Source organism: Photobacterium damselae subsp. damselae (assembly GCF_038086725.1).
GTDB classification, from domain to species: domain Bacteria; phylum Pseudomonadota; class Gammaproteobacteria; order Enterobacterales; family Vibrionaceae; genus Photobacterium; species Photobacterium damselae.
This window is the reverse complement of record NZ_CP146971.1, coordinates 1,115,593-1,142,124: the sequence shown is the minus strand read 5'-3', so window position 1 is coordinate 1,142,124 and position 26,532 is coordinate 1,115,593. Positions and strand designations below refer to the sequence as shown.

General features: G+C 37.0%; 27 protein-coding genes and 2 tRNA genes. 13 read left to right on the top strand and 16 right to left on the bottom strand.

The genetic code is table 11. The features are described from left to right. Positions 1–56 precede the first annotated feature (56 nt). Genes WAX86_RS19755 through WAX86_RS19735 form a run of 5 tightly spaced genes read right to left on the bottom strand, consistent with a single transcriptional unit; the run spans position 57 to position 4,649 of the window. A complete protein-coding gene (locus WAX86_RS19755; protein WP_341489564.1) occupies positions 57–653 on the bottom strand; it encodes an ATP-binding cassette domain-containing protein in 597 nt (198 codons plus the stop codon). Continuing rightward, positions 646–1,341 carry an ATP-binding cassette domain-containing protein gene (locus WAX86_RS19750; RefSeq protein ID WP_238071161.1) on the bottom strand — a complete coding sequence of 232 codons (696 nt, stop codon included), beginning with the start codon at positions 1,339–1,341 and terminating at the stop codon, positions 646–648. The genes WAX86_RS19755 and WAX86_RS19750 overlap by 8 nt, the downstream gene beginning before the upstream one ends. Beyond that, on the bottom strand, positions 1,328–2,125 hold the full coding sequence (locus WAX86_RS19745) for an ABC transporter permease subunit (RefSeq protein ID WP_341489563.1): 798 nt from the start codon (positions 2,123–2,125) through the stop codon (positions 1,328–1,330). Before WAX86_RS19745 ends, WAX86_RS19750 begins: the two co-directional genes overlap by 14 nt. Next, the gene (locus WAX86_RS19740) at positions 2,122–3,075 is read right to left on the bottom strand and encodes an ABC transporter permease (RefSeq protein WP_341489808.1); all 954 of its coding nucleotides are present in this window, start codon (positions 3,073–3,075) and stop codon (positions 2,122–2,124) included. Before WAX86_RS19740 ends, WAX86_RS19745 begins: the two co-directional genes overlap by 4 nt. After that, positions 3,075–4,649 (bottom strand): ABC transporter substrate-binding protein, encoded by a 1,575-nt coding sequence (locus tag WAX86_RS19735; RefSeq protein ID WP_341489562.1) that lies wholly within the window; start codon positions 4,647–4,649, stop codon positions 3,075–3,077. The genes WAX86_RS19740 and WAX86_RS19735 overlap by 1 nt, the downstream gene beginning before the upstream one ends. A 520-nt stretch (positions 4,650–5,169) precedes the next feature. On the opposite strand from WAX86_RS19735, the gene WAX86_RS19730 reads away from it, so the two are divergent. The 8 genes from WAX86_RS19730 to WAX86_RS19695 all read left to right on the top strand — a co-directional run bounded on the left by WAX86_RS19730 (position 5,170) and on the right by WAX86_RS19695 (position 11,198). After that, positions 5,170–6,018 carry an urease accessory protein UreD gene (locus WAX86_RS19730; RefSeq protein WP_341489561.1) on the top strand — a complete coding sequence of 283 codons (849 nt, stop codon included), beginning with the start codon at positions 5,170–5,172 and terminating at the stop codon, positions 6,016–6,018. A 24-nt stretch (positions 6,019–6,042) separates the two neighbouring features. After that, the gene (ureA, locus tag WAX86_RS19725) at positions 6,043–6,345 is read left to right on the top strand and encodes an urease subunit gamma (protein ID WP_036765376.1); all 303 of its coding nucleotides are present in this window, start codon (positions 6,043–6,045) and stop codon (positions 6,343–6,345) included. A 9-nt stretch (positions 6,346–6,354) separates the two neighbouring features. Further along, on the top strand, positions 6,355–6,669 hold the full coding sequence (locus WAX86_RS19720; protein WP_036765374.1) for an urease subunit beta: 315 nt from the start codon (positions 6,355–6,357) through the stop codon (positions 6,667–6,669). Between the two features lie 2 nt (positions 6,670–6,671). Then, the gene (ureC, locus tag WAX86_RS19715) at positions 6,672–8,375 is read left to right on the top strand and encodes an urease subunit alpha (protein WP_106341275.1); all 1,704 of its coding nucleotides are present in this window, start codon (positions 6,672–6,674) and stop codon (positions 8,373–8,375) included. Positions 8,376–8,392: 17 nt separating this feature from the next. Then, positions 8,393–8,851: an urease accessory protein UreE gene (gene ureE / locus WAX86_RS19710; protein WP_341489560.1), complete on the top strand. Its 459-nt coding sequence runs from the start codon at positions 8,393–8,395 to the stop codon at positions 8,849–8,851. A gap of 29 nt (positions 8,852–8,880) precedes the next feature. Then, on the top strand, positions 8,881–9,546 hold the full coding sequence (locus WAX86_RS19705) for an urease accessory protein UreF (protein ID WP_065170620.1): 666 nt from the start codon (positions 8,881–8,883) through the stop codon (positions 9,544–9,546). A gap of 12 nt (positions 9,547–9,558) precedes the next feature. Beyond that, complete coding sequence (ureG, locus tag WAX86_RS19700) at positions 9,559–10,179, top strand: urease accessory protein UreG (RefSeq protein ID WP_005303986.1); 621 nt, start codon at positions 9,559–9,561, stop codon at positions 10,177–10,179. Positions 10,180–10,307: 128 nt separating this feature from the next. After that, on the top strand, positions 10,308–11,198 hold the full coding sequence (locus WAX86_RS19695; RefSeq protein ID WP_188007516.1) for a LysR family transcriptional regulator: 891 nt from the start codon (positions 10,308–10,310) through the stop codon (positions 11,196–11,198). 118 nt (positions 11,199–11,316) lie between these two features. On the opposite strand, the gene WAX86_RS19690 is transcribed toward WAX86_RS19695, so the two are convergent. Further along, a tRNA-Asp gene (locus WAX86_RS19690) sits at positions 11,317–11,393 on the bottom strand. Positions 11,394–11,592: 199 nt separating this feature from the next. Between WAX86_RS19690 and WAX86_RS19685 the strand changes: the two genes are divergently transcribed. After that, on the top strand, positions 11,593–12,918 hold the full coding sequence (locus tag WAX86_RS19685; RefSeq protein ID WP_341489559.1) for a tyrosine-type recombinase/integrase: 1,326 nt from the start codon (positions 11,593–11,595) through the stop codon (positions 12,916–12,918). 889 nt (positions 12,919–13,807) lie between these two features. Here the strand turns inward: WAX86_RS19685 and WAX86_RS19680 are convergent. The 3 genes from WAX86_RS19680 to WAX86_RS19670 form a co-directional block, all read right to left on the bottom strand. Beyond that, positions 13,808–14,659, bottom strand: coding sequence for a hypothetical protein (locus WAX86_RS19680; protein ID WP_341489558.1), 852 nt, complete (start codon positions 14,657–14,659; stop codon positions 13,808–13,810). Between the two features lie 659 nt (positions 14,660–15,318). After that, positions 15,319–15,447: a hypothetical protein gene (locus tag WAX86_RS19675; RefSeq protein WP_341489557.1), complete on the bottom strand. Its 129-nt coding sequence runs from the start codon at positions 15,445–15,447 to the stop codon at positions 15,319–15,321. Next, the gene (locus WAX86_RS19670) at positions 15,441–16,316 is read right to left on the bottom strand and encodes a hypothetical protein (RefSeq protein WP_341489556.1); all 876 of its coding nucleotides are present in this window, start codon (positions 16,314–16,316) and stop codon (positions 15,441–15,443) included. The genes WAX86_RS19675 and WAX86_RS19670 overlap by 7 nt, the downstream gene beginning before the upstream one ends. Before the next feature lie 605 nt (positions 16,317–16,921). On the opposite strand from WAX86_RS19670, the gene WAX86_RS19665 reads away from it, so the two are divergent. Further along, entirely contained in the window at positions 16,922–17,797 is an 876-nt protein-coding gene (locus WAX86_RS19665; RefSeq protein ID WP_341489555.1) for a hypothetical protein, read from the top strand. On the opposite strand, the gene WAX86_RS19660 is transcribed toward WAX86_RS19665, so the two are convergent. The 7 genes from WAX86_RS19660 to WAX86_RS19630 all read right to left on the bottom strand — a co-directional run bounded on the left by WAX86_RS19660 (position 17,786) and on the right by WAX86_RS19630 (position 23,480). After that, positions 17,786–19,612 (bottom strand): relaxase/mobilization nuclease domain-containing protein, encoded by a 1,827-nt coding sequence (locus WAX86_RS19660; protein WP_341489554.1) that lies wholly within the window; start codon positions 19,610–19,612, stop codon positions 17,786–17,788. The genes WAX86_RS19665 and WAX86_RS19660 overlap by 12 nt on opposite strands. A gap of 14 nt (positions 19,613–19,626) precedes the next feature. Further along, positions 19,627–20,406, bottom strand: a complete 780-nt coding sequence (locus tag WAX86_RS19655; RefSeq protein ID WP_341489553.1) for a hypothetical protein — start codon at positions 20,404–20,406, stop codon at positions 19,627–19,629. 298 nt (positions 20,407–20,704) lie between these two features. After that, positions 20,705–20,926, bottom strand: a complete 222-nt coding sequence (locus tag WAX86_RS19650; RefSeq protein ID WP_102433948.1) for a hypothetical protein — start codon at positions 20,924–20,926, stop codon at positions 20,705–20,707. Positions 20,927–20,958: 32 nt separating this feature from the next. Beyond that, a complete protein-coding gene (locus tag WAX86_RS19645; RefSeq protein WP_341489552.1) occupies positions 20,959–21,756 on the bottom strand; it encodes an MvaI/BcnI family restriction endonuclease in 798 nt (265 codons plus the stop codon). A gap of 65 nt (positions 21,757–21,821) precedes the next feature. Further along, entirely contained in the window at positions 21,822–22,571 is a 750-nt protein-coding gene (locus tag WAX86_RS19640; protein WP_198595804.1) for a site-specific DNA-methyltransferase, read from the bottom strand. Further along, positions 22,571–22,822 (bottom strand): hypothetical protein, encoded by a 252-nt coding sequence (locus WAX86_RS19635; RefSeq protein ID WP_102433950.1) that lies wholly within the window; start codon positions 22,820–22,822, stop codon positions 22,571–22,573. The genes WAX86_RS19640 and WAX86_RS19635 overlap by 1 nt, the downstream gene beginning before the upstream one ends. A gap of 567 nt (positions 22,823–23,389) precedes the next feature. Further along, positions 23,390–23,480 (bottom strand) — tRNA-Ser (locus WAX86_RS19630). 412 nt (positions 23,481–23,892) lie between these two features. On the opposite strand from WAX86_RS19630, the gene WAX86_RS19625 reads away from it, so the two are divergent. From WAX86_RS19625 to WAX86_RS19615, 3 genes are read left to right on the top strand one after another with little or no spacing between them, the layout of a single operon-like run. Then, positions 23,893–24,039 carry a hypothetical protein gene (locus tag WAX86_RS19625; protein WP_168443827.1) on the top strand — a complete coding sequence of 49 codons (147 nt, stop codon included), beginning with the start codon at positions 23,893–23,895 and terminating at the stop codon, positions 24,037–24,039. Positions 24,040–24,044: 5 nt separating this feature from the next. After that, entirely contained in the window at positions 24,045–24,977 is a 933-nt protein-coding gene (locus WAX86_RS19620) for a DMT family transporter (RefSeq protein WP_065170623.1), read from the top strand. Positions 24,978–24,991: 14 nt separating this feature from the next. Further along, positions 24,992–26,452: a sodium:solute symporter family protein gene (locus tag WAX86_RS19615; RefSeq protein WP_115061191.1), complete on the top strand. Its 1,461-nt coding sequence runs from the start codon at positions 24,992–24,994 to the stop codon at positions 26,450–26,452. The last annotated feature ends 80 nt before the right edge of the window (positions 26,453–26,532 follow it).

Sequence of the window (26,532 nt, the reverse complement as noted above, 5' to 3'; positions counted from 1 at the left end):
TTAAACAAAAATGCCCCGGTAGATTATTATCGGGGCATTTTTTATAGCTGAACATTTTACGACCAAACAATAATTCGATCGCACAATTTCCTGAGCAAAGCCTCTTGGTGAGAGATAATCAATAACCCAATATTACGAGCTTTAACTTCTTGAATAACCGTCTGCCACAACTGTTGCTGAGTAATGCTATCTAGCTGAGCGGTAATCTCATCACAAATCAAAAATTGAGTAGAAGGTACCATGGCTCGTAAGATATTAATTCTCTGCAATTCGCCACCCGATAACTGCCTAGGGTAACGTTCCAGCCATGCTGCGTGAATCTGATAATCGACTAGAAAAGGAATAGTATCTTGCTTTCGATACGCTTCTTTTAGCGATCGAGCGATTGTCCAATGTGGGTCAAAGGTTTTTTCTGGATGCTGCTCAATCCATTGCACAGGATTTGCTTGACCTTTGGGATGTAATGGCACGTTGAGCTCGCCAGCATCCAGTTTTTGATAACCAGCAAGTACAGATGCTAGGGTAGATTTTCCACAGCCACTCTCACCACAAATACCAATAATATCACCTCGCCTTAATACTAAATCAGGCAAAATTATCTCGCGGCTATCAAGCTTAATGACCCCATTTTGCAAATAGATACTTTCAGTCACAACATGACTCCCAGTGTTGCGGTAATGCTTGCCATAGTTGACGAGTATACGACTGACATTGACCCGTTAATATGGCAGAAGGTGTCGTATTATCAACCTGTAGGCCTTTGTTAAGAACCACAATGCGATCAACATAATTGACAAGCAGTTCTAGGTCATGACTGATCACAATAACGCCTTTATGATTTTGCTGGCGTAAACATTGATACAACAACACCGCGTTATCATGGTCAAGACCACAAGCAGGTTCATCGGCTAATAAGAATGGCGTATCTTGAATCAGAGCTAAACACGTCAGAATACGTTTTAGCATTCCTCCAGATAGTTGATATGGATATTGTTCTTTGATACTTAGATCCAATTTTAGTTGTTTTAAGTAACGATCGATATCACCTTGATGACTAGCAAATAAATGTAACTGCTTACCTATGGTTAAATTTGGATTAAGTACACCACTGTGCTGAGCAATTAACGCAGTCTGTTTGGGAATATCATCCATAAATTCAATGGAGCCAGTATGAGCAAAACTGCTTGGTAGTGTTCCCTGAATAGCTTGAAAGAGAATACTTTTCCCACTACCACTTGCACCAATTAAACCAACCAGCTCTCCTTTATCCACCGACAAATTGAAATTATCAAGCAGTACCTGTTCTGATGATTTTATCGATAAATTCTTAATCGTTAGCATAATGTGTTACCTGCTGGGTCATTACCCTACCTGCTTTTGCTAGAATTAAAACAATCAAGATGAGAAGAACCCCAGGTAATAAGCCAAGCCACCAATACCCAAGCATTAAATAGCGATTGGATTCAGAAAGCATTCCTCCCAAAGTAGGTTGAGATGGTTCTAATCCAAATCCGAGAAAAGTCAGTGCTGCAATATGCATTAATATGTGAGGAAACAATAAAATCAGACCAATAACCCATTGCGCACTGATATAGGGGAAGCCATGTTTACAAAGAGCCATAAAACGAGATGAACCAAATTGTTCCGCATGCAATACGTAACGACTGCGACCAATGGTTTTCATCTCTTGCAAAAGTAGCTGAGTTAAGCGCGGCCAGTGGCTCAGAGTAACAGCCCAAATAATGGCATTTGCATCCGAGCCAAAACACAAAGTGAGTAGTATCAAAAGTAAAATATGGGGTAAAGCCAGAAAAGTATCTATCGCCCAACGCACCGTTTGATATAAACCGTGAGAGCTATTTCCTAACACCGCCAAAAACAGAGCAAAAAGCCCAGTAAATAACGCCGAGCTTAAACCAACTCGCACACTGCATGCTAGTGCTTGGACACTTCTTAAAAAGACATCTCGCCCCAACCAATCAGTTCCAAACCAATACGTTAATGATGGCGACTGTAGACGCTCAGTTAAGTGCAAATCAATATTAGGAATAAAGTAAGGTACAATGATCGCCCCGGCCATTAAACCCAATATCAACCCAATTAATTTTATCCATTGCAGCTTCATAATAAATTAGCTCGGCAACTGGGCATCAATCGATACTGTAAAAAACATGCAAACAAATTCCCCATTAACACCAGCCCAGCAGCAAAGCAGGTTAACGCTGCTAATAAGGCGACATCACTAGCCAAACAAGCTTGCAAGAAAACATGCCCTAACCCAGGGTAGTTAAAAACCGTTTCAATCATAACTGATCCACTGATCAACTCAGCAAGAGATGTGAGTTGCAGTAATAGCGCAGGGGTAAAGCTATTAGGGTAAATGTAAAATCGAACTAAATGGGCAAAGGGCAGTTGGTGGGCCTTAGCGTACTGAATATAATCACTTTGTAATACCGCAACGGTTTTCTCTCTGGTATGGAGATAAATATTGGGTATAGAAGTAAATACCAAGGTCACCAAAGGTAACACTAAGCTTAGACTGACTATGCTTGAGCCCTCTTCAAGACGAGCCAAAGGTAGCCATTGTAACTTAATGGCGAATAGCGATAAAAAAACTAGCCCTAACCAAAAGCTTGGAATACTACTAACACACCAAGCGATTCGACATAACCATTTATCCACAACTGAGTCTTGATAATAGGCACTTACAACGCCAAGACTGTAACCTAATATCAAAATCAGTAACCAACTTAACCCCATTAAAACTAAAGAGTGAGGTAAATAATGGCCAATCACGTCACTAACAGATTGTTGAAATAAGTTTGAATACCCGCCGCCATGGAGCAGAACGTCCTCTCCCCAGAGAAGAAGACGTTCAAAGTACCCTTGATTAGCACCAAGATGCTCTGCGATTAATTGCTTTTGCTCAACGGAGACCGAAGCAACGTTCCCGCCAAGAAACTGATTAACAGGATCTAATGGAGAAAACTTGATAATAATAAAAACCAGAGCAATCACAGCACAAAATTGGGCCATGCTATGAAGCAGAGTTTGTTTCCACCAGCATTGGTTCATTACTGACACGTCCAGCGCCATTGCTCAATATTTTCAGTAATAGGCCAACCGTGACCATGAGGTTCGGTGATCGGCTGACCAAGATCTAAACACGTTGATGCTGCATAAAGATGTTGAAGGTTAACCAACCATGTCCATGGCTGATCTTTCACGATTTGTTTTTCAGCAGCAAGCCAAAATGGTAGAGATGCCTGCCATGACGTTGCCTGTAGCGCTTTATCAATATCGTTATCAACCACTGAATTTTTATACTGACCTGAATTATAGAAATCAACGGCAGCATAATCGGAATGATACAAATAGCGAACTTCATTAGCAGAATGGCTACCAAACCCCATTAATACAGGGTTTTCAAGCATCTTACCAGCAATCGTATCCCAATCAGCCCCTTTTACTGACATTGAAATCCCTAAAGGCTTGACCATCTGAGCAACGGTTAATGCTAACTGCTCACGTACACTGTCGCCGGCTTTATAATATAAAGTCATTACAGCAGGAACACCCTCTTTTTCTCGAAGGCCAGAATTAGCGTTCACCTTCCACCCAGCTTTATCTAGCAAGGATTGAGCTGCTGCTATTGCGAAGGAGTTATCAAGAGGCTGTTTTCTATCGGCAGCGGGTAATCCCCAAGGCATATTATCAGCAACAGAGTAAGCCGGACGGGCAAAGCCATCCATAACTGTATCAACGATAAGTTGTTTATCAATCACCATATCAACTGCTTCACGAATAGCTAAAGAGGAAGAGACCCGATTGCCCTTCTCAGTTTTTGATGGTTGATTCATTGGCCATACAACACCACGGTTATCGACACTAGGAACTTGCCATAAGCGATAATCGACCGGTAGTACTTTAGCAAACTGTTGCGGAATGGCCGCTAACTGAACTTGCTTAGTTTTAAGTAAGCCATAGCGAGTTTCTTCACTAGCAAACACCAACACTAGGTGTTCGAATTGAGGTTGCTTACCATAATAAAATGGATTTTTTTCTAGTCGAGCAAACTGCCCTTGTTGCCAAGATTGAAGAATATAAGGGCCAGAACCGACAGGATGACGGCCATAGCTATTTGTATGTTCTTTAGTATCAGTAACATATTCTTTTTCAGGGACAATACCAATAGCCGAAAAGTGATCAAGAAAAGTGATATTAGGCTTGGTTAAATGAAATTCAATATGGGTTGGGTCAAGAACCGTGATCGATTCTAAATCTGTCAAATCATGACTGCTTAACGCTTGTTTAGCCTGATTAAATGTAAAAGCGACATCTTTTGCTGTTAGAGGTTGTCCGTTGGAAAATTTAACTTCATTTCGTAGCTCAACCGACCATGTTTTTCTATCATGTGAAAGCGTCCAGTCCTTAGCTAAATCCCCTACAAATTCAAGCTGTTGATTTCGTTTTAATAATGTAGATTGGAATAGCGGATTACCGTATTTCCCCCAGCCCATTATAGGATCGAACCCTGCGGTAGGTTCGTCACCTAAAGCAACATACAAGGTATCTGGTACTTGTGCATGAACTGAAATAGAGACCGATAAGGATAGCGAAAGAAAACAAGATGTTAATATTTTTTGCATAAATAATGTTCACTATTATTAGAGAGCAAATACACTATTCGTAATCCATTTTTTCTGCAACTTAAATTTCAAATAGCATTACATTATAGATAATATTTAATTGATGAAATATATGTTTCCACAATTTACAAAATAAACTTCATCGCATTCTTATATTCCTATTATTTCTTATCACTCTTTTAAGTTTTTAAATTAACGCTCAATTTAAAATATTAAAACTTAAAATTTAAGCGAATAACTAAAATATACCACAATCACATAAACAATTAAATATTACAAATCATTACCACTGAAAATTTTGAGCGTATTTTTACATTCAATAGTAAAAATCTTTATTGCCTAACCATAAAACTCGGTCTATCATCGCGCCATCAAATACAGGATTATAAATATAATTATTATTAGCTTTTTATTATAAAACTATTACTTATCTTTGTTGGCTTATTTCTATTTTAGCAATATTAATTATTGCAATAATTTCCTTTATTAAACTAATTATGTCGTAAAGGCAGAGGTTTATATGCCTGAAAGTTCCAACTCAAACTTGGGTTGGCTTGCAGAACTTTTTCTGCGCTATGAACAACGTCGAGGAATGACTCGTCTTGTCGAAAGGAAGCAAATAGGACCATTAGCTGTACAACGGCCATTTTATCCAGAAAATGGAATTTCTCATACGTATTTACTGCATCCCCCTGGTGGTGTAGTGGGTGGCGATCAGATACATATCAATGTCGAAATTGGTCCCGATTGCCACTCACTACTCACAACCCCTGGAGCAACAAAGTTTTATCGAAGCACTGGAGTTACCGCGACACAAAAACAGACACTTATAGTTAAAGACAATGGTATTTTAGAGTGGCTTCCTCAAGAGAATATTTTCTTTCCTAATAGCCACTGTGATTTAAATACTCACGTTATATTAACATCAGCAGCGAAGTTTATTGGCTGGGAAATTCAATGCTTTGGTCGGCCAACACTTAATGAAGTCTTTTCATCAGGTCAAATCAGGTGCTCAACCCGAATTGAGTTAGATAATCAACTTATCTCTCTTGAATCACTTTATTTAGAACAGTTGGACCCAGATAAACAATCTGCAGGTATGCGACAGTATCCAATGATAGGAACACTCTATATCTATCCATATAGTGAAGATTTAAAAATCGAGCTTCAAAACACATTGTCTCTTTATCAGCAGCGATGTAATGAAGCATTAGAGTATGGATTGACAGATATAGACGGACTGATTGCCATTCGATTATTAGGTAAACATACCGAACCTATGATGGGTTGCTTTGTTGAAGTATGGAAAAGAACTCGTCTCCACTGGTTTGGCGTTGAGCCTACAGTGCCAAGAATTTGGGCAACCTAAATAGAGCGTTGCTTAGGAGATATTATGGAATTAACACCAAGAGAAAAAGATAAGTTATTACTGTTCACTGCAGGCCTTGTCGCCGAGCGTCGAAAAGAACGTGGCTTGAAATTAAATTACCCTGAATCTATTGCCCTTATAAGTTGCGCCATTATGGAAGGTGCTCGTGATGGAAAAACGGTTGCAGAGCTAATGAACTTTGGCCGAACAATATTGACTGCAGATGATGTTATGGAAGGTATTCCTGAAATGATCCCAAATATTCAGGTTGAATGTACGTTTCCAGATGGAACCAAACTTGTCTCAATTCACGAGCCAATTATATAGGAAAGAAAAATGATTCCAGGCGAAGTGATTATTAACCAAGAATTAGGTGATATTGCGCTTAATATCGGTCGAATGGTTATGACAATTCGAGTTTCTAATAGTGGAGACCGTCCAGTACAAGTTGGCTCTCATTACCATTTTTATGAAGTTAATCCGTTTCTAATTTTTGAACGAGAGCTAACAAAAGGCTATCGACTCAATATTCCCGCGGGTATGGCTGTTCGTTTTGAACCAGGCCAACGCCGTACGGTTGAGTTGGTGAAATTTGGTGGAAAACGTGAAATATATGGCTTTCATGGTGAAATCATGGGCGAGGTAAAATAACAATGGCAAACATTTCTCGTCAAGCTTATTCCGATATGTTTGGTCCAACGGTGGGTGACCGCGTTCGCTTAGCCGATACTGAGTTGCTACTAGAAGTTGAGCGCGACTTCACAACATATGGTGAAGAAGTCAAATTTGGCGGCGGTAAAGTTATTCGTGATGGTATGGGCCAGAGCCAAGTCACCAGTGAACATTGTGTTGATGTACTCATTACAAATGCTCTTATTATCGATCACTGGGGTATTGTAAAAGCGGATATCGGTATTAAAGACGGTCGTATATCCGGAATAGGTAAAGCGGGTAACCCAGACGTCCAGCCTAATGTTGATATTGTTATCGGTCCCGGTACAGAAGTTGTGGCAGGCGAAGGCAAGATCGTAACAGCTGGAGGAATCGATACTCACATTCATTTTATCTGTCCTCAACAAGCCGAAGAAGGATTATGTTCTGGCTTAACAACCTTTATCGGTGGCGGAACCGGTCCAGTGGCGGGTTCCAATGCAACAACCGTGACACCAGGGGTCTGGAATATGTCACGAATGCTGGAAGCCGTTGATGACTTACCGATTAATGTGGGTTTATTTGGTAAAGGTTGTGTCAGTAAACCAGAAGCATTACGAGAGCAAATTGAAGCTGGAGCTGTTGGTTTAAAACTGCATGAAGATTGGGGTGCAACGCCCGCTGCTATTAATAACTGTATGAATGTGGCAGATGAGATGGATATTCAAGTTGCTATCCACTCAGACACCTTAAATGAAGGCGGATTTTACGAAGAAACGGTTAAAGCCATTGGTGATCGTGTTATCCACGTATTCCATACCGAAGGCGCTGGCGGTGGACATGCGCCAGATGTGATCAAATCGGTGGGTGAACATAATATCTTACCGGCATCAACAAACCCAACAATGCCTTACACCATCAATACTGTCGATGAGCATTTGGATATGTTGATGGTTTGTCATCATTTGGACCCATCAATACCAGAAGATGTAGCTTTTGCTGAATCTCGTATTCGTAGAGAAACCATTGCAGCCGAAGATATTCTGCATGATCTTGGTGCAATTTCAGTGATGTCATCAGATTCTCAAGCAATGGGCCGTGTTGGAGAAGTCATTACTCGTACTTGGCAATGTGCCAATAAGATGAAGCTTCAGCGAGGTTCATTAGAAGGTGATACTCCATTTAGTGATAACACCCGAATCAAACGCTACATTGCTAAATATACGATCAATCCAGCTATTGCTCATGGTATTTCTCACGAAGTGGGTTCTCTAGAAGTGGGTAAACTGGCAGATATCGTTTTATGGGATCCTGCTTTCTTTGGTGTCAAACCCGCTCTAATTTTGAAATGTGGTTTAGTTGCCTATGCCCCTATGGGTGATATCAATGCAGCAATTCCAACGCCACAACCCGTACATTATCGTCCTATGTACGCATGTTATGGCAAAGCGATGTACAGCTCATCCATGATTTTTATGTCTCAAGCAGGGATAGATAACGGTGTCCCAGAACAATTGAACTTAAAGAGTCGTATCGGTCGAGTTCATGGTTGTCGAAATATTTCGAAAAAAGACATGATTCATAATAGTTATACCCCACATATTGAATTGGACTCTCAAACTTATGAAGTCAAAGCAGATGGGATTCCTTTAACTTGTGAGCCAGCCACAGAGCTGCCTATGGCACAACGTTACTTCTTGTTTTAATGGTAGGTAAATAGAAGATGCTTCAATTTATTACACTGATCGAACCGGATCATAGTACTGATACTCAGGCGGATTATCAGATTTGCTTAACCATGGATGAACGAACCAAAAGCCGACTTAAAGTAACACTCAGCAATGGTCTGGCTGCTGGTCTTTTTCTCCCAAGAGGAACCATCTTAAAAGAAGGTGATGTGGTTGTTGCAGAAAGTGGTGAAACAGCCATTATCATTGCGGCGAAAGAGACCGTCTCAACTGTTATTACTGAAGACCCATTATTACTTGCTCGCGTCTGTTATCACTTAGGTAATCGTCATGTACCGCTACAAGTAGAACAAGGCTGGTGCCGTTACCAACATGATCATGTTCTTGATGATATGGTTCGAGGCCTAGGTGCTCAGGTTATTGTTGCACAAGAAAAATATCAACCAGAACCTGGTGCTTATGGCGGTACTACCGGTAGTCATCATCACCATTAACTATTTAGAATTTTTGTTGTGAGTTTTTTATGTTGGCAGATCTGCGGTTATATCAACTCATCAGCCCTTCTCTACCAGTGGGATCTTTCACTTATTCACAAGGGTTAGAATGGGCTATAGAGTGCGGTTGGATATCCGATCCTCAGACACTCAAGCAGTGGTTAACTCAGCAGTTACTCGACAGTATTGCAACGCTTGAGTTACCTGTACTCTATAAAATGATTGATGCTCTTACAAAAGGGAAAACTCAACAAGCCCAAGAGTGGAGCCAATTAATTGTTGCAAGTCGAGAAACAAAAGAACTGAGAGCTGAAGAGCGTCAACGTGGATATGCCTTTGCTCAACTATTGCCTAAATTAGGAATTGAACTATCAGAAGAAGAGTTAGCAATGGTAAAGCAGACACAAATCGCTGCTTTTGCCTTAGCGGGTATTCACTGGAAAATTCCTAATCATCAACTGGCTAAAGGTTATCTGTGGGCCTGGCTTGAAAACGCCGTTATGGCTGGAGTCAAACTAGTCCCCCTTGGTCAGACGGCTGGGCAACAGTTAATTTTTGAATTAGCAGAGATGATTCCAATAGCGTTAGAGAAAAGTTTAACGTGGCCCGACAATAACATTGGCAGTTTTACTCCAGCTCAAGTTATTGCGAGTTGCCGACATGAAACTCAATACACTCGATTATTCCGTTCATAAGGATTCAAACTGATGCAAAATTATAAACAGCCCTTAAGAATAGGGGTTGGTGGCCCTGTCGGTTCAGGCAAAACTGCGCTGTTAGAAGTTCTGTGTAAAGCACTGCGAGATCGCTTCCAGATTGCGGTCGTTACAAATGACATTTATACGCAAGAAGATGCAAAAATTCTAACACGAGCAGAAGCATTAGATGCAGATCGTATTATTGGTGTCGAAACCGGAGGTTGTCCTCACACCGCAATTCGTGAAGATGCATCAATGAACTTAGCGGCAGTTGAAGAGTTGGCTATGCGCCATAAAAACTTAGATGTCGTATTCGTTGAAAGTGGTGGCGACAACCTTAGTGCAACATTTAGTCCAGAGCTAGCTGATCTTACAATTTATGTTATTGATGTTGCCGAAGGTGAAAAAATTCCACGTAAAGGTGGTCCAGGTATTACGCGCTCAGATCTTTTAGTGATCAATAAAATCGATCTGGCACCTTACGTTGGGGCATCGCTAGAAGTTATGGAAGCCGATACCGCGAGAATGCGACCAGAAAAACCGTACGTCTTTACTAACCTAAAAGAAGGTAAAGGCCTTGATAAGATCATCGATTTTATCGTTGATCGCGGTATGCTCGAAGTGCAATAACCCTATTTATTATAATAATATTGCTATTTTATTTGGAGAAGGAGTAGGTCCCCTTCTCCCTTTTTATTCGCTCGAAACAAAATTATCGTTTATTCTACCTTTTATGATTTACGATGATGAAAGTTATGATGCTCAATCCTATTTGGCTAAAAACCTTTACGACTCTTATTGATACCGGTCACTTCACAAAAACAGCTCAAAAGTTATTTATGACTCAACCAGGTGTTAGTCAGCATATAAAAAAACTTGAAGAGTATTGTGGCTACCCGCTGATAATTAGAGAGAAAAAAAGTTTTGAGCTTACCGAACAAGGAAGATTGGTTTATCAGTACAGCCAACAACTTGAAAAAAATGAGCAAACATTACTCGATCAACTGGGTTCCGATGACCCTTTCTGCGGTACTTGTTCTATTGCCTGCTCTGGCTCTCTCGCTTTAAGTTTGTATCCAGCTCTACTTCATGTTCAATCTCAACATCCACAGTTAAATATACACATTGAAGCTGCACCAAATCATAAGATTTTGCACGAAATAACCTCCGGGGATATTGAACTTGGAATCGTTACTCAACAACCGAATTCTGGCTTGTTTGATTTTAAAACGGTTGGATTTGAAAACCTTTATTTGATCGTCCCCCACAGAGCACAAACGACAATTACTCCTGATGATTTATTATCTTTAGGTTTAATTGATCATCCAGATGCCCAACTCTACTTATCAATGTTTTTCACTCAATGTGGTGATAAAAAATTAGCAGAAATGGATACGAGCACTTTGCCAGTATCAAGTTATATCAATCAACTAAGCCAAATATTACTGCCTATTGCAATGGGACTTGGCTTTACGGTTCTGCCGAAAAGTGCTGTAGATCAATTTACAAGCAAAGATAAACTGACGGTTATCCAGACCCCACAAACAGTTAGCGAAACCTTATACTTAGTAAAGAAAAAACATCGAGTATTAGGTGCTCGTTATCGCACAATAGAAAAAGTTATCACAGAGCTATTCAATCAAGCTTAAACAACACGATGACATAGCGAAAGATTGTGTTCTAGAGGAAATCATTAAACAGAAAAGCTGTTTTGAACAAAAAGAGATACAAAAAAGCCTCAACATTTCTGCTGAGGCTTCGTTGTAGTGGCGGAGCGGACGGGACTCGAACCCGCGACCCCCGGCGTGACAGGCCGGTATTCTAACCAACTGAACTACCGCTCCAATTCTTTACTTAAGCTCGGAAAACCAAACTTAAAGAATAAGTGGCGGAGGGATAGGGATTTGAACCCTAGATACGCTACAAACGTATGCCGGTTTTCAAGTTTGATTGTTTAAGTGTTGTTATGTATTATTTTTCAATGCGTTACCGCTTTTTATCAAGTCGTGTAAACACAAAACTAAACAAATCAAGGTGTTAAAAATGGCTAAAAATGGACAAAAAAGCGAGTATCACAAGCTCAAAGACGGGTTAGCAATTCGAAAAGTTCCACAGTCAAAAAATTATGGTATTTACTTAAAGTTTCCAAACCAAAAACCTCTTCAGTTTTCGCTAAGAACTGACGATTATGACGAAGCGGTAGAAAAAGCAATGGAAGAATATTACTTCAATAAAATGCTTTTAAGCCGTGGCGAAAAAATCCGCCAACCAAAGCAAAAATCAACAGTTCACAAAATCATTGATGAACTGATCAAAGTCCACGAAAAAAATCAAGATGCTTTAAAAATTGACGGAAAAGAGAAAAAACACGAAACACACATAAGAATCTTTAAACGTATCAAGCAATTTTACAAAGAAGACTTGAATCCGTCAGGTCTTGAAATGCCTTTAATCCGTGCTTATTTTGAAGAAAATCAACCGTTTTCAACTACTCAACTACGAGTTACAAAGTATTGTTTTAATGAGATTTTTGATCGAAGCGTAGAGAAAAAACTCATTACTAAAAATGACGTTGTTGACTTGAAAAAAATCAAGCCAAGTAAGAAACCCGAAAGCAGAAAAGATCATTTCACATACTCAGAGTTTTCGAAAGTAGTAGTCCACGCTATAAACGAATGCAGAAACGCACACGGAAAAGGACAACACACTCAGAGAATGGCAATTCTTTACTCGTCATTTCTTTTTTATTCGGGCGTTCGGGCTGGATCTGAAGCTCTTGGCATAACTTGGGGAGACTTGAACTTTTCAGATTTTGGGGATCTGTATTGCACCGTTCGAGAAGGGAAAACGAAGAACTACACAAGAAATAATAGAAACGTCATTCTTGATCATTTTGCAGAAGAGACAATCCATTCAGTTGTTGCTTTGAAGTTCCCAAAATTGGCGCAAAAATTCACGAAAAAAGAAGCGGTGTTGTTTCTCAAAAACAACAAAGCAGGAGTAACAATTTTTTCAACCAATTTCAGCCAAAAACCCACATATCCAAAGATTTTTAAGAAGTGGATCGATGAGTTAAAAGACACAAAAACACTATCAAAATCAAAGGATTTGACGCTTTATAGTTTGCGCCATAGCTATATTACAATAGCTTTGGAAAACAACGTTCCGATCCCTCTCATAGCTGAAAATGCAGGAACAAGCGGATCTATGATTGAAAGACACTATTCACACATAACTGTTCTAACTCCAGAAGCTCGAAAAGCTCTTTTGAGAGATAAGATTATGTTTGAAAATGGGGAAAAAATGGAAAAGACACAAGCGGAAAAACGCAAGGTTATTGATAACCTTATCGACAATTTCGATGCGTGATTTGTGTATAGTCGTATAAGTCGAAAACCTTGTTTTCTCCTGCGCTGAAAAAAGCCCGATATACAAAGCATTTTTAAAAAGTGTTGTGTTTGTCGGGTTATGTCACAAGGGACAAATCCAACAGTTTTGGTTATCGATCAAACGGACAAATCCAACATTTCTTGATTAAAAGTGATATTGCTATTTTTAAGCGTTTGATTCAAAAATAATAGTGTAAGCGTTGTTTATGTAAGTTTATTGTTTTGATAGTGTTCTTAGTTGATAATTGCAATTAAGAGATTTAAACAAAGATAGGTTTTGATTGATTTTTAATTTTCAAAAAACGATAGGCACAACAAAGAAACGAGACAAGCAGCAACAACACACAAGGCGGATAAATCCTTATATATCAAGGTTTTTAGTGTTGTAAATCTGAAAAATTGAGTTGTTGAAGTGTTGCGGTAAAAATTAGGGTATACCCCTAAATGGTCTAAATTGAAAAATCAAACGATTGGTTTTTCTATTAAAAATATTGCATATAATCACTAGAAAAGAAAAGTGTAAAAATTGAAATTAAAAATCCTTATTTATAGGGCTTTTTTAGGTGTTGAGTTGTTAAAATATGCACTTGAATTACTTTAAAGCATTAGATTGCTATATTTATACATTATCTATATTTCCAATTATATAGTAATTTACATAACGACATTTTCAAAAATATCGAAACATCAAAACTGTTGGATTTGTCGGTTGTGACCATGAAAGAAAAATTGTTGGATTTGTCGCAATCCATGCCAAACAATTCAGAGCTTAAAAAAGTTGGATTTGTCCAACTTTTGATTAGAAATCCTTTTATTTAAATGAAAAAAAACGCCCTATTGAACGTTAAAAAATTAATAAAATCAGTTAATTACATAGACGTATACAAATCAAACATATCATTAATTTCTTCAAAATCTGTTTCGTCGTAACCGTAGAAATCAAGCGTTACAGTCTTTGAATAAGTTTTGTTGTTGAGCTTGTAAGTGACTGTAAAATCACGCTTTCCAAGTCGTTTGGGTGGTTCTACAAACGTTTCTGTAAGAGTTATTTGAGCAGGGTTTTTAAGAGCAACAAAACGACTATTAAAATAGCTGTATCGTCTACCGTTCGCAATTAAAAACTTTTCTGTGTCTATCCTAAATTCGTGTTTAGTAAACATTTTGTTTCCACAAGTCGCTAAAACTTCTGTGATAATGTCTGAAAACTCACGATTATTGATAGTCAAACCGTCAAAATGATCTTTAAAAGATTTTTTAAACTCTTTGTTATTCGTTAGTTTTTTAAGACGTTGACGACTGTTTAAAGAAAGCTTTTTAGTGTCCAGAAATAGCGGTTTTTCTGGCATTGAAAAATCCCTCAATTTCTTAATTCCAAGTTTTCCAAATCGCCAGCCAAATGAATAATACGGAATAGCTTTAATTTCTAATTCTTTAATAAAGTTTTTATATGTTAAATAGTTTTCAATATTTTCTTGATTATCTTCGAAAATTGAGAAACTAGATATGCAACAATTATTTGTTTTAATGTTTGAATATTTGATTTTATTATCAGAAACTGTCTTTTTTACTTCTTCCAAGTCTTGTAAATATGAGTTACAAACTCTGTCAGTAAGTTCATTTGTAATTTCTCTCATATCAAAAACGTTAATTTTATACAAACGTCTAATTTCTGTTTTTGTCTGATTAAAATGTATTTTGTTATCTTTTATTTCATAATTCACTTCGAACCTCTCTTATTTGATCTTAATTATTTAATTACCATTTAATTTTTAACTTGTCAAATAAAAACATTGGGTTTGTCTAATTGTTTTTTATTTTAAAATAAGAGAAATAAAAAATAAGTATTGGATTTGTCGGTTGGGGTTGCATACGGTAAGGTTTATTAATATCAAAGTTGTGATATATAAATAATAAAGAGAAGAAGGAATTAGAGATAATGAAGATTAAAATAATAACTTTGATTTTGTGTTGTTTCACAGCGTTTTTTTCAACTGCGAAGACACATACACAGATCAAAGGAAAAATGTATAATATTTACTATTATTCAACGACTTACAACGATGGTAAGATTTTTACGAGTTGTTTTTATGGCTACCCAAATAATCCATTTACGAATAAAGGAAGTAATTGGTTGTCGCTTGGTGATCGTAATTACTATGGGTTGAGAAGTAGAGATATTAAAATCTGTGAAGAAATGCTTGATTCAACGCATAGATATAAATAAAGTAGATTAGATTTAAAATACATATTGACTTCAAGAAATAAATAATATATAAATAGTTCAAGATTACTTAATAAATCTTCAAGGATTGACGTTTTAAAAATAAAATGACTTTGTAACAAGTAAACATAAAACTAAGTAATCAAAAAAACACAACTCTTAAGTTGTGTTTTTTGGTTTAGGTTCTTCGTTTTTTTGTTTTGATTGAATACTTTCTATTTCTTTTCTAAGTTCTTCAAGAACTCGTTGTTCTTCGCTTTTCCAATCAAAAAATTTTGTTTCTACCATAGTTTTAAATTCCTTTTCGTGCGTTGTTTTTTGTTTGTTGGTTCTGGTTCGTCAGGGGGAAAAATTGGATCGTTTTGAGCTTCGAAACTGCAAGATTTTTCTACAGACATACCAAAACTTTCTTTGAGTTCTTGATCTGAAACTTGATCAGAAAGAAAATAGTTTTTAACGTGTTCAATTTCAAAATCGTTAAGTTTGCGATCTCCAAGAGCTTCTTTAAGCTCGTTAAGCATTAAACCTTCAAAACTACGGTTTTCAGAAAGTGAAATATCCGTAATAGAAGCTGTTTTTTTATGCTTATACCAGTATTTAATTTTGTTCTTTATATACTCTTTATTGTTTGAACTTACTTGAACCGATTGCCAGCCGTTTTTAACTTGCTCTTTTGTCATTAAATCAAGACTTTTACTATCTGACTTACAGACCATTTGACCATTTTTAAATTGTTTAAAAACAAAGTTATTTTTATCATTATCAAGATAAAAATATGTGTTTCCGTGCTCGTCATCCCATTTTAACAAGCCAGAACTTCTAATTTTCTTCTGTTTGGGGTTTCTTTCGCTGTTGGCGTGTAGTAGTTCTAGACGTTCAAAAAAGTCCTTAAATTGCTCTAAAAAGCTTTGTGTTGTTAAATCTGGACCGTTGAAGTCGTCGATTTTGAAAGACTTGATAAGTTTGTTCTTGTCGTTATTCACGTTGAACACTAGATTTTTATTCTTGTCTAGAACCGTTTGAATGCTCGATTTTTGAAGAATATTGAAAAACTCGTTTGAGTTTTTAGACTGGTTCAGATTGTAGATTATGAATTGAGTTACTAGTTTTAATAGCTCTAATTCACTCATTTTTGAGTCATATTTAAATGATTTCATAGTTAACCTCTCTTTTGTTTGAAGTAAAAAGTTTGAACTCTTATAACTACATACAAACACAAATATTAAAATATCAAAGTATTTAGATCTAGAATGTTTATTTTTGTTAATAGATAAAAGGTTTAAAAATTGCAATTTCAGAATATGAGCTTGCGATTTAATACAAGCGTCAAAAACTCCATAGAGTTTTTTCTACGCACAAACATTTTCGACGAAGGAGAACAGACACATCTCAAAGTGAACGAGTTTCACTATCTATATATAAAGTCTTTTATTATAAAGTCTCTTATTATAGGGGGTGGTAAGTCGGTATTGGAGGGGGAGTAATTCGGTATTCAAGGGGGAGTATTTCGGAGGTATAACGATATTGAATACAATTGTTTTTATAATTAGACTTGATTTAATTTATTTTAATGATATTCGTATAGTTAGAAAAGAAAAAAGAGCACTTTATAAAGCACTCTATTTTTTGAAAGCAAGGAGACAAACCCTTTTATCGATAGTTAAATATTCCACTAGATAACTATAAATAAAATAACGTGAGTATTAATTTTTGTCAATACCATTTAGTGAGTCTCTATTAAATTTTTTAAGGAGACTTTTTAATGTCAAAAATATACAAAGTAAGAACACCAAGAACAACTACAATTCAAAGCACAGAAGCAAACACTTATAACTACTATTACAGTGATATTTCACTAACCGCTAAAAAGCTTTTCTTTATATTGATCGGAAATGCTCAATATTCATATTTAGACAATAATCAAGAAAATAATTACAAAATCAAAGTTAGCAAGATTAAAAAACTCTTTAATAATTCAAAAAAAGGTTTTGACTTTTTTCTTGAACACTTAAACGAAATGGAAACTTCAAACAAAATCTTGATCAAATCAATCAGAAGAAAAGAGATCGAATACTCGATTATCGAACATAACGATTTAATCATACCAAGGCAAGATACTAGCGAAATTGACACGTATTTTAATGTTTACGACATTATAAAGTGCAGAAGTGAATTGAGTTTATTTTTAACTATAACTGGTTCTAGATTAAGAACGAGTAAACATAATTACAGAATTAACATAAAAACCATTTTCAACCTAATGAACTTAAAACAATCTACAAAAAACGAAAGAAAAGAGTCAAAAAAGTTAATAATGAACATTTTGAAAAATGAAAAAAATGGATTTGATTTTGAATATAACGATTATTGTTTTAGTTACTCGTTGAAACCACTTGAAGCACAAGAAAAAGAAGAAGTTACAACGAAAAAAGAAGAGAAAGCAGAAACACAGCCAGCAGTAGCGAAAGCGACAGAAAACGAACTAGAAAGCACAGAGAGCAGCGAAAAAGGTTTTAATGGGCTGAGTGCTTGGCAACAAGCTTTGAAACGTCCTGAAATTGATTTTGAGCGAGAAGCGGAAACGATTTTTGATAATGAAAAGACAGAAGAAGAATTGTTAGACGAGTTAGATTTTTAAAGCTTTGTTTTTGTCTTTCTTGTTCTTGTCTTTTTTCTTCTTCAAGACAGAAGTAAAGACTTGCTTATTCGAGCTATGAAGCGGTTTTTTGTTCGCTGCTTGATACTGACTCGCTAACTCATTGCTTTGATTTTTAAACTTGTTGAGCAATCTCTCACGCTCTTTTTTCTGTGCTTCGTCAGTCGGTTCAAACTCTTTATAAGCTCTTGATAGAATTTCGTCAGAAGCTTGATTTTTCTTTAACGTATTGAACAAATGTACTTTCTCTTTCTGACTTAACAAGTCTTTGTTATCGCTTAAAAAGTTAGTGATTTTATAAGCATTTTCCTTGTCAATCCAAGCTTTTGGAAGCTTGGCGGTAGTCAAATCAAAACCTTTTTCAAGCATTTCTTGATACTTTTCTTCACTCGGTTTTGTGAGATTTGAAAACCAACCAACCGATTTTTTATTATCCAAATCAATCGCTTTTTTCGTTGATTTTGTCGTTTTATTTGGTTCGTCATTAACAAAACTAGACTCTTCAACTAAAGCTTTTTCAAGATCTCTTTCAGCTCGTTTTTGTTTTAAACTTTCTTTCTCTTTTAGCTCTCGGTAGTCGTCAACAAATAACTTAAAAATCCCGTCTTTATTCTCGTTTTCTGCTCGTTTTTTCGCTTGAACTTCGTCATAGTAATCCATCATTTGTTTCTGATATTGTTGGATTTTTTTAGTTTCAGCGTCTGCAAACTTATCAACCTCGTTCGATTTACTTGGTAGAGTTGAAGAAGGTGCTTTTGACGGCTTTTTAACTGACTTGTTAGACGTTGAAGCCGTTTGTTTTGCTGTCTGAGCCTTGTTTTTAATGGTTTTAGGCGTTGTTTGCTTTTGCTCTTGTCTCTGTATGATTTGCTTGGTTATGCCCTTGAAGCGTGTTTCTAGTGCGTTTTTAGTCAATAGCTTTCTACTAAGCTTTGAACCGCTTGAATGTGCGATTACTGAACCGTCTTTATTACGCATTTCAAAAGAAAATCCACGGATTTCTTGCTGTCCGTTTTGCCCTTTTTTGAAGCTCGGTTTTACTTCAATGTTGTGCTTATCTAGAAGTTTGAAAAAGTGTGTGTTGTTCTTTGCGTTTTTTGCTGCGTAAACGGTTTGTTTGCGCATAAACTCAAACGGATTCTTTTCAAGTTCTTTTGCTCTTTGCGCTGCCAGTTCTTCAAGCTTTTCAGCCGCTTCTAAATCGTTAGCGTTAAACGCTTTTTTCGCTATTGCTTGAAGCTTGTTCGCTGGGTCCTGCGGTGAAGAATCTTGGCGATTTGTTTTAGTTAAATCATATTTATCTTCTAGTTGTTCAGCGATTTTTCTAGATCGGTTTTTTGACTGCCAAGCGTGATCATAACTTAATGAAGTTGAGACACGGGGAACGATAAAATGAAAGTGTTTATTCTCTGTATCATTATGTAAAGTATACAAAAATTCTTTATCTTCAAAATCTTTCACGAAACCGCTTAAACCCTCTTTTGCAATGTCCAACATTTCTTGATTTGTTCTGCTTTTCCAGTCCTCTGGAGAAAAAGCGATCTCTATGTGGTCATAAAGATACTTGTTATTAGATTTTTTCTTTTCTTGCTGTAAGTGCAAATTATGATTAGTTTCAACGTCTAACATAAAACTTTTTAGAGCTTCATTTTTTAAGTCTTTGTTTATGTCAGTCTTGGACGTTGCAAGCATTTCGCAACGATCTGAATCGTTTTGATTTTTCGGGTTTGAAATGTAATCACAAACTGTCTTTAAGTCGTTGTTATTACTGCCGTTGTGTTGGATTTTTATAATCATAATCTATCCTTCGCTTACTCGACTTCTACGAGTTGAACAGATAGATCAGAAGTTTGATTTTTTTGTTTTAAAAGACTTTCACAATAGTTAATGAAATCAGTTTTGAACTCTTCAAAATCGAAAGTTCCAAAGTGTGTTTTTAGTTTTGAGCTTGATTTAATCGCTTTTACTAATTCGTGATCAAAGTTCGTTTTGTTCTGTGACACTTTAATCACGATTTTGGATCTGTTCTTGTTAGCTATGCGACTATAACGATCTGAAAGTTGTTCAATCTTTTTAAAATAATCTGTTTTTTTAAAGTCTACGGTTCTTGTCTTTTTTGTAATAAATAAATGAAGAAAATCAAGGTTAGACAAACGACCTTTTGCGTTTTCAAGTTCTTTTTTTTCAAAGTCGAAAACTCGTTTTTCAAGATCTGAAAATTCAATAAATTTCTTTTTATTCGATTTTGAAAAATCAGATAATGAACTGTCTTTATATTCTGACAAGTCGCAGTAATGAAGAATGACTTTATTAAATATTGATTTTAAATCGTTGACATTGTGACTATAGAATGTGTTGACAAAGTTCAAAGTCTTTTGAACTTGTCTGACTGTGTCAATTGTCATATTAATAAAAATACGTTTTTCAGTGTTCAAAACACATTCAGCAAGTTTTAAGTTTCGCTCTTCGTGAAACTTACTGATCTCTTCTAGTTTTTTATTGTCTTCTTGACCTCTTAAGACAATCTGTTTTTTCTTATTCCTCATTTTCAATGTTCCCAAAAAAATACAACTATCAAGTTGTGTTTTCATTAAATTATTTCAATCGTCAGATTGATAATTTAAATCTAGCTTCGCAGAACAAGTGCTATGGACCGCAGGGTCATACTCCAACTTGTTTCTATTCAGTTTTCACAACTATATTTACTAGTATATCTCGATTTTTGAGAACTCAAAATTATTGAAATATTGAGAGGAAAGAAAGCTTTTAGTTTGTGTATTTTTAAAATTATTTTATGCGAAATAATATTTAAAAAATTGTGTAGTGAGGTTTGAGAAATGAAAAAGCCAAACTTTAAAAGTATGGCTTTCTTTAATTTCAAAAACTATCTTACTTTGAGTCGTTTTCAGCAGATACCAAACCTAATTCTTTTTCCAACGCTTTTATCTTCTCACGACACGATAGGATTTCTTCGTCATACTCTTCTAGTAACTCCCCATTGTCATCGTTTTTTTGTGTTACGTAACGATGTCGCATAGAATAAAAAAAGATTACTTTTTTTTGACAAAAGTAGAGTTCTTGGAGCTTTTCAAAAATGTTTATATTTTTCATTTTAAATCTCGACCAGTTTGTATATGCATATCTTATAACACGATAGAGTGTTCAAATAGGTCTTTTAAACGTGTTGTCTTCACTCGGATCTTTGTGCCGTGGTTGTGGCGTGTTCGAGCGTCGAAGTCAAGATACAAGCCGCCGCTATTCAATAAATCAACTAGATTATCCACTTTAAAACCGCTCAATATGAAAGCTTGATCGTAAAAGAAAAGCTTTTCTTGTGTTTTCGGACACTTTTTAGTTTTACACAAAACAAAGACGGTATTATCAAGTTTTGCTTTGATTTTAGCCGCTAATGCTCTCATATCATATTGAACGGGTAAAACATCAGTATAATGAATGTCTCGATTTGACAAATCAGCTAACCAATCGCCATAAGTGCCAAAAGCTTTCGATTTATCTTCTTTGTGTGTTTGAACCTCGTTAGGAGAAAACATAAACTCTAAAATGTCTTCGCTTGCTTGAATTCTGAAACCTCGATCAGAAAAAGCGTGTCCGTATGTGGTAGAGCGGAAACTCATTTCGTCTACTGGATATTTACCGCCTGCGTCTTTATGAGGCCAACCAAGCGATACACAAAGTTTTGGAACGGGAGTTTGAGGAATAGTAGGATCTGAATGTAAAAGAGTTACAAGAGCACTAGACTCTTTCTTTTGAGTTTTTAATTCGTATACACCACCAAGATCAGGTAGTGGAATGTTGTTCTCTGGAACACCTAAAAGATCTTCAAGTGTGTTCCCTTGGTTCCCGTCATTGCCTTGACGTGTCCCTCTGTGCCATTGGTGCATTACACCTTGTAGTTTTTCGATTAGCTCATCAACTGTCATTGTTCATACCGTAGAGTCCAAAAAAAGGACCCTACGATACGATCATATCTAACTAATTGAAAGGCTTATAATGCAAGTTGTTGCTGACCTGTTTCCTCTAGAATGCGTTGTTTCGCATATTCACAATATTCTGGGGAGATTTCGATACCTACATAGTCTCTTTCTAGGTTCGTCGCTGCAATTGCAGTAGTGCCTGAACCCATAAACGGATCTAAGACTATTTCCGCATTCGTTGAAGAAATTACTCTTTCAATCAATTCAACTGGGAATGGTGCAGGGTGATCGATACCTTTTGCTTGTCCTATTTGCCATACGTCCCCGTGACCGTTCGCACCTTTGGCAAGTTTAAAGTCTTTTTTCGCTATCATATAAATGACTTCATAAGTCGGGACAAAGTAGCCAGGGTTGAAGTTAAATCCGCCTTTACGTTGCCAAATGATAATCTGGCGAACTGGGAAGCCTTCAACAATGTCTTGACGGTCTTGAATTAGACCTTTTTGAACTCGCCATTTATGGTTGTAGAAAATCGCCCCGTCATCTTTTACTACTCTCATCATTTCGGTCAAACAAGCTCTTTGCCATTCTACATACTCATCGTGCGGCATATTATCACCGTGAGTTTGATAGCCGTTGATTAGTTGAGCATTTGCCCACTTACCACCACGACCATCTTTCATTCCGTTACCAGACGAGTTTTTAAGATTGTAAGGGGGTGAAGTAACCACTAAATCTATTGATTTTTCGGGAATTTTTTTCATTTCTTCCAGAACGTCACCGCACAAAATTTTATTTTTAATGTTATCTAACGAATACATTATTCACCCTTATTCACTACTACTAATTTGCTAACGTCATAACCCAAAGATTGAATAGTATTGAAAGCACTATCCAAAGTTTTGAAGTATCGAATGCTTCCTCGCTGTGTTTTGAGGTAGAATTGCTGTCCATTCTTACCCAAGAAAGTGATTACGTATCCGTTACTTTCCTCGGTAATAATTTCTACTTTTGAAATGACACCATTCTCTTGCATTAGTTTTGCGTCAGACAATTCAAAGCAATCAGTCATAAATCAAAAACCAACTTTTGATAATCAAAAACACAGATTTGATTTTATATGGTACGAGATAGGTCCACAAGCTTTTATTTGTGCAGTGTGAATAAAAAGAGGTAAGCCAAACTTTTTAGGGTGTGGCTTTCTATAATCAGAGCAGATTTTTTTGAATGTTGTTGAGTGCAATCTGTTTCAAAACCGTGATCTCGTTGGCTTCGAGGATTTCAAGGATTGACTGAATGATCAGCTCTTGTTTGTCGGGGACCTCGTCGGGAACCTGCTTCGAAATCCTGTCTATAAACTCTTGTATTTGAAAATCCATGCGTTTCTATCCGTGTTAATGCCTTTGTTTAACTTTACCACATTTCTTTAAACTGGGGCGTTTCACGGCTTCAAAACGTGCTTTTGAAGACGTGGAAGGTCTAACAAATCTTTTGATTTGTATAGTGTGATGCTAATCTTAGATTTCTAAACACGACTAAACAGAATTATTTTTTAGATTTCTGTTGATTTTGAAAAGTAAACTACAAACAGTCTAAAACGAAAAAACCCACTGTAAAACAGTGGGTTATCTCTTGAATGTGGCGGAGAGATAGGGATTTGAACCCTAGGATAGCTATTAACCATCGCCGGTTTTCAAGACCGGTGCTTTCAACCACTCAGCCATCCCTCCGTAAGTGCTGCGAATAATACTGTCAGATTTTTATCTTGTAAAGCACTTTTTTATCCATAAAAACCAATTGGGCATCTAACATTCAAATCGATTCTAAAGACGACGAAATAACAAAATAAAATTTATTTAGCTTTATACCCAAACGACTTTAAAGCACAAAATTCATAACCTTGCCAACCTTGTCCACAAACCCAGTCACTTCCATCAAATCTTACATTTTGTCACTACTTGAGAATATCGTTATCACAACTTACTCCCTTTAGCAGCAATGAATAATTTTATGGCAGGTTTTCGCTAGTTATCACTCTAATTCTCGACCAATATCACTCTCAACCACTCTTCATTTGTTATTTGTACCAACACAAAAACACGGAGAGTATCCCTTCGATTTCTGTTCACAAAGGACTGGATAATGCTAACAGGTTATTGGTCTATTGATGCCTTTTTGATTGCAAACTTGATACTCTGTTTAGGTGTCTCAGTGGTCTTTGGTTATCAGCAATATACCGGTGGAGGAGCCTTAGATGACACCTCTTCAAAGCATTCATCTAAGGAGTAGTTACGATGAATCCAAAAACACTCGGTTATTCAACCATGATCATTTCAGCCACCTTAATGGGGTGCGTTGGTCTTTTTGCTCGCAATATTAATACCAGTGGTGATGTTATTGCATTTACACGTATGGTTGTAGGTGCGGTTTGTATTTTTGCTCTGATGTATTATCAAGGAAAAACCTTACAGATAAAATCCACTAAGCTCTCCCCTACGGTCATTGCCAGTGGCGCTTGTTTAGGACTCTGCCTTGCCGCCTATGTTTCTGCAACCCAATACACAACTCTTGCCAATGCGGTCTTTCTAATTTATACAGGTCCAGTTGTTTCAACCATTTTGGCTGCAATCTTCTTAAAAGAAAAAATTTCTGCTTTAACTGCTGGATTTTTAAGTGCTGTTTTCGTGGGCTGTTTACTGATTATTGGCGTTATCGGTTATACGCCAGAGTCTGGATTTACCATGTCTTTATCCTTTTCAAAAGAGACTATGCTAGGTGATATGCTAGGTCTAACCTCTGGTATTGGCTATGGTTTATATCTATTCTTTAGTCGCTATCGTACCGATGTCAGCTCAGACTCTCGCTCTTTCTTTAACTTCCTATTTGGTGCTATTGCCATTGGCGTTTGCTTTATGCTTAATCCACCATCATTGGCTGAAATGAATGCCAGTTCGTGGGTTTGGTTATTAGCAATGGGCTTCTTTATTGGTTTTGGTGCTCTGTCATTATTAACTATTGCAGCAAAACATTTAAAAGCTGCTGAACTGGCTTGTGTGTCCTATCTTGAAACCGTTGTTGGTGCAGGTATCGGTATCATGATGTTTAATGAATCCCTTACAACGCTTCAAGCTATTGGTGGCATTCTTGTTATCGGTGGCGGTATGGGTGAGATTGTGATCAGCATAGCGAAAAAGCGTCAAGCAACAAAAAGTGCACCAGCAATCTAATCTAAGGGGGCGTTATGAATACCTCCCTAAATTGGTGGCTACTCTTAGGAACCATATCCATTATGGTCGGGTTAGCCACCTACAGTAATAAAGTGATGCATAAAGGCAATGGAGAGGGAGGTTTTCTCCTTGCCTCAAACTGTTTAGGTCCTTTTATTGGGGCCTCAACAATTGTTGCAACCGCGTTTTCTGGCTGGGGATTTATGGGTTCCCCAGGTGTTGCCTATAAATATGGCGCAATAGAGTTGCTTGGCAATTTTTTCTTTGCCCCAGCAATTGTCCTAGCCGTTCTTTTTTGTGCACGTTTTCTGCACCACAAAGCACAAACTATGGGGACGCTAACTATTCCAGAATACATAGCCCATAGCCATTCTGGACCCGATAGTATTAAGCGAGTCACTCAAGCCTTTGCCGCTATTATTACGATTGTTCTACTACTCGTTTTTTTAGTTGGCCAAATTAAAGCGTTAGGATTACTGGCAGGACAATGGCTAGGTATTGATGCAATCACAGCTTCTCTTATGATGGTTGGCGTTATCATCTTATATACATCTGTTGGTGGACTTGCTGCTGTTGCTTTTACGGATACCTTTATGGTGATTGGGATGTGCGCATCGGCTTTAATTGTTGTAGTAACTATTTTTGCCGATATTTCACCTACTGACTTTATTGATCAACTTAATCAAATCGATCCTCAACTACTTGCACCTGATAATTCAGGCCCATATGGTGAAAGCCAATGGCATGTTTTGATGGTGTTGCCTTACGCATTTATCTACAGTGCAACACTCCCTTATATGTCTGTTCGCTTTATGGCTTTTGCTAAAACAACAAAATTACATCATGTTGCTGCATATATTACTCCAATGGCTTGTCTATTAAGTCTTGTTCCTATGGTTGGCTTATATATGCGAGTAAAAATGCCCGAACTGGATAATCCAGATAGTGCGATGCCAATGTTCTTAACCCATTATCTCTCCCCGACACTTTCAGCAATTGTCACCTTGTTTATTTTATTTGCCATGAAGTCGACCGCCAATTCGGTTCTTCATGCAATTTCAGGTGCCGTATCGCACGATCTTCGTCAAGCGCTATGGCCTCAATGTAAATTAAATAAAAAACAGCTACTTATGTTTAATCGAGTATCGGTGCTACTATTGGGGCTACTTGGCTTTGTCATTATGCTTTTTACTCCCCCGCTAATGTTATCTATGCTAGCAATCTTGGGGTCTGGGACTTTAATGGCTGCATTAGTCGCCCCAACACTACTTGCTCATTGGTTTCCAGGCAATATCTATGCGGCGTTAAGCTCTTTAGTTGTTGGGTTTTTGAGTGGAACCGCTATGTTTGTACATTGGGATCTTGGCTGGGTAGAGGCTCCTCTTTATGCCTCATTTTTAGCATGTTGCAGTTATGTCATTGTTGGAAAATGCTTCCAGAATCAACTTATAACTCATACCAGTTCATTAAATTAATCGGGAAATAACATATTTACTTCTGCAATTTCCGCTTTAGATATAACAGAAAAAGAGGCTAATGTTTTCACATTAGCCTC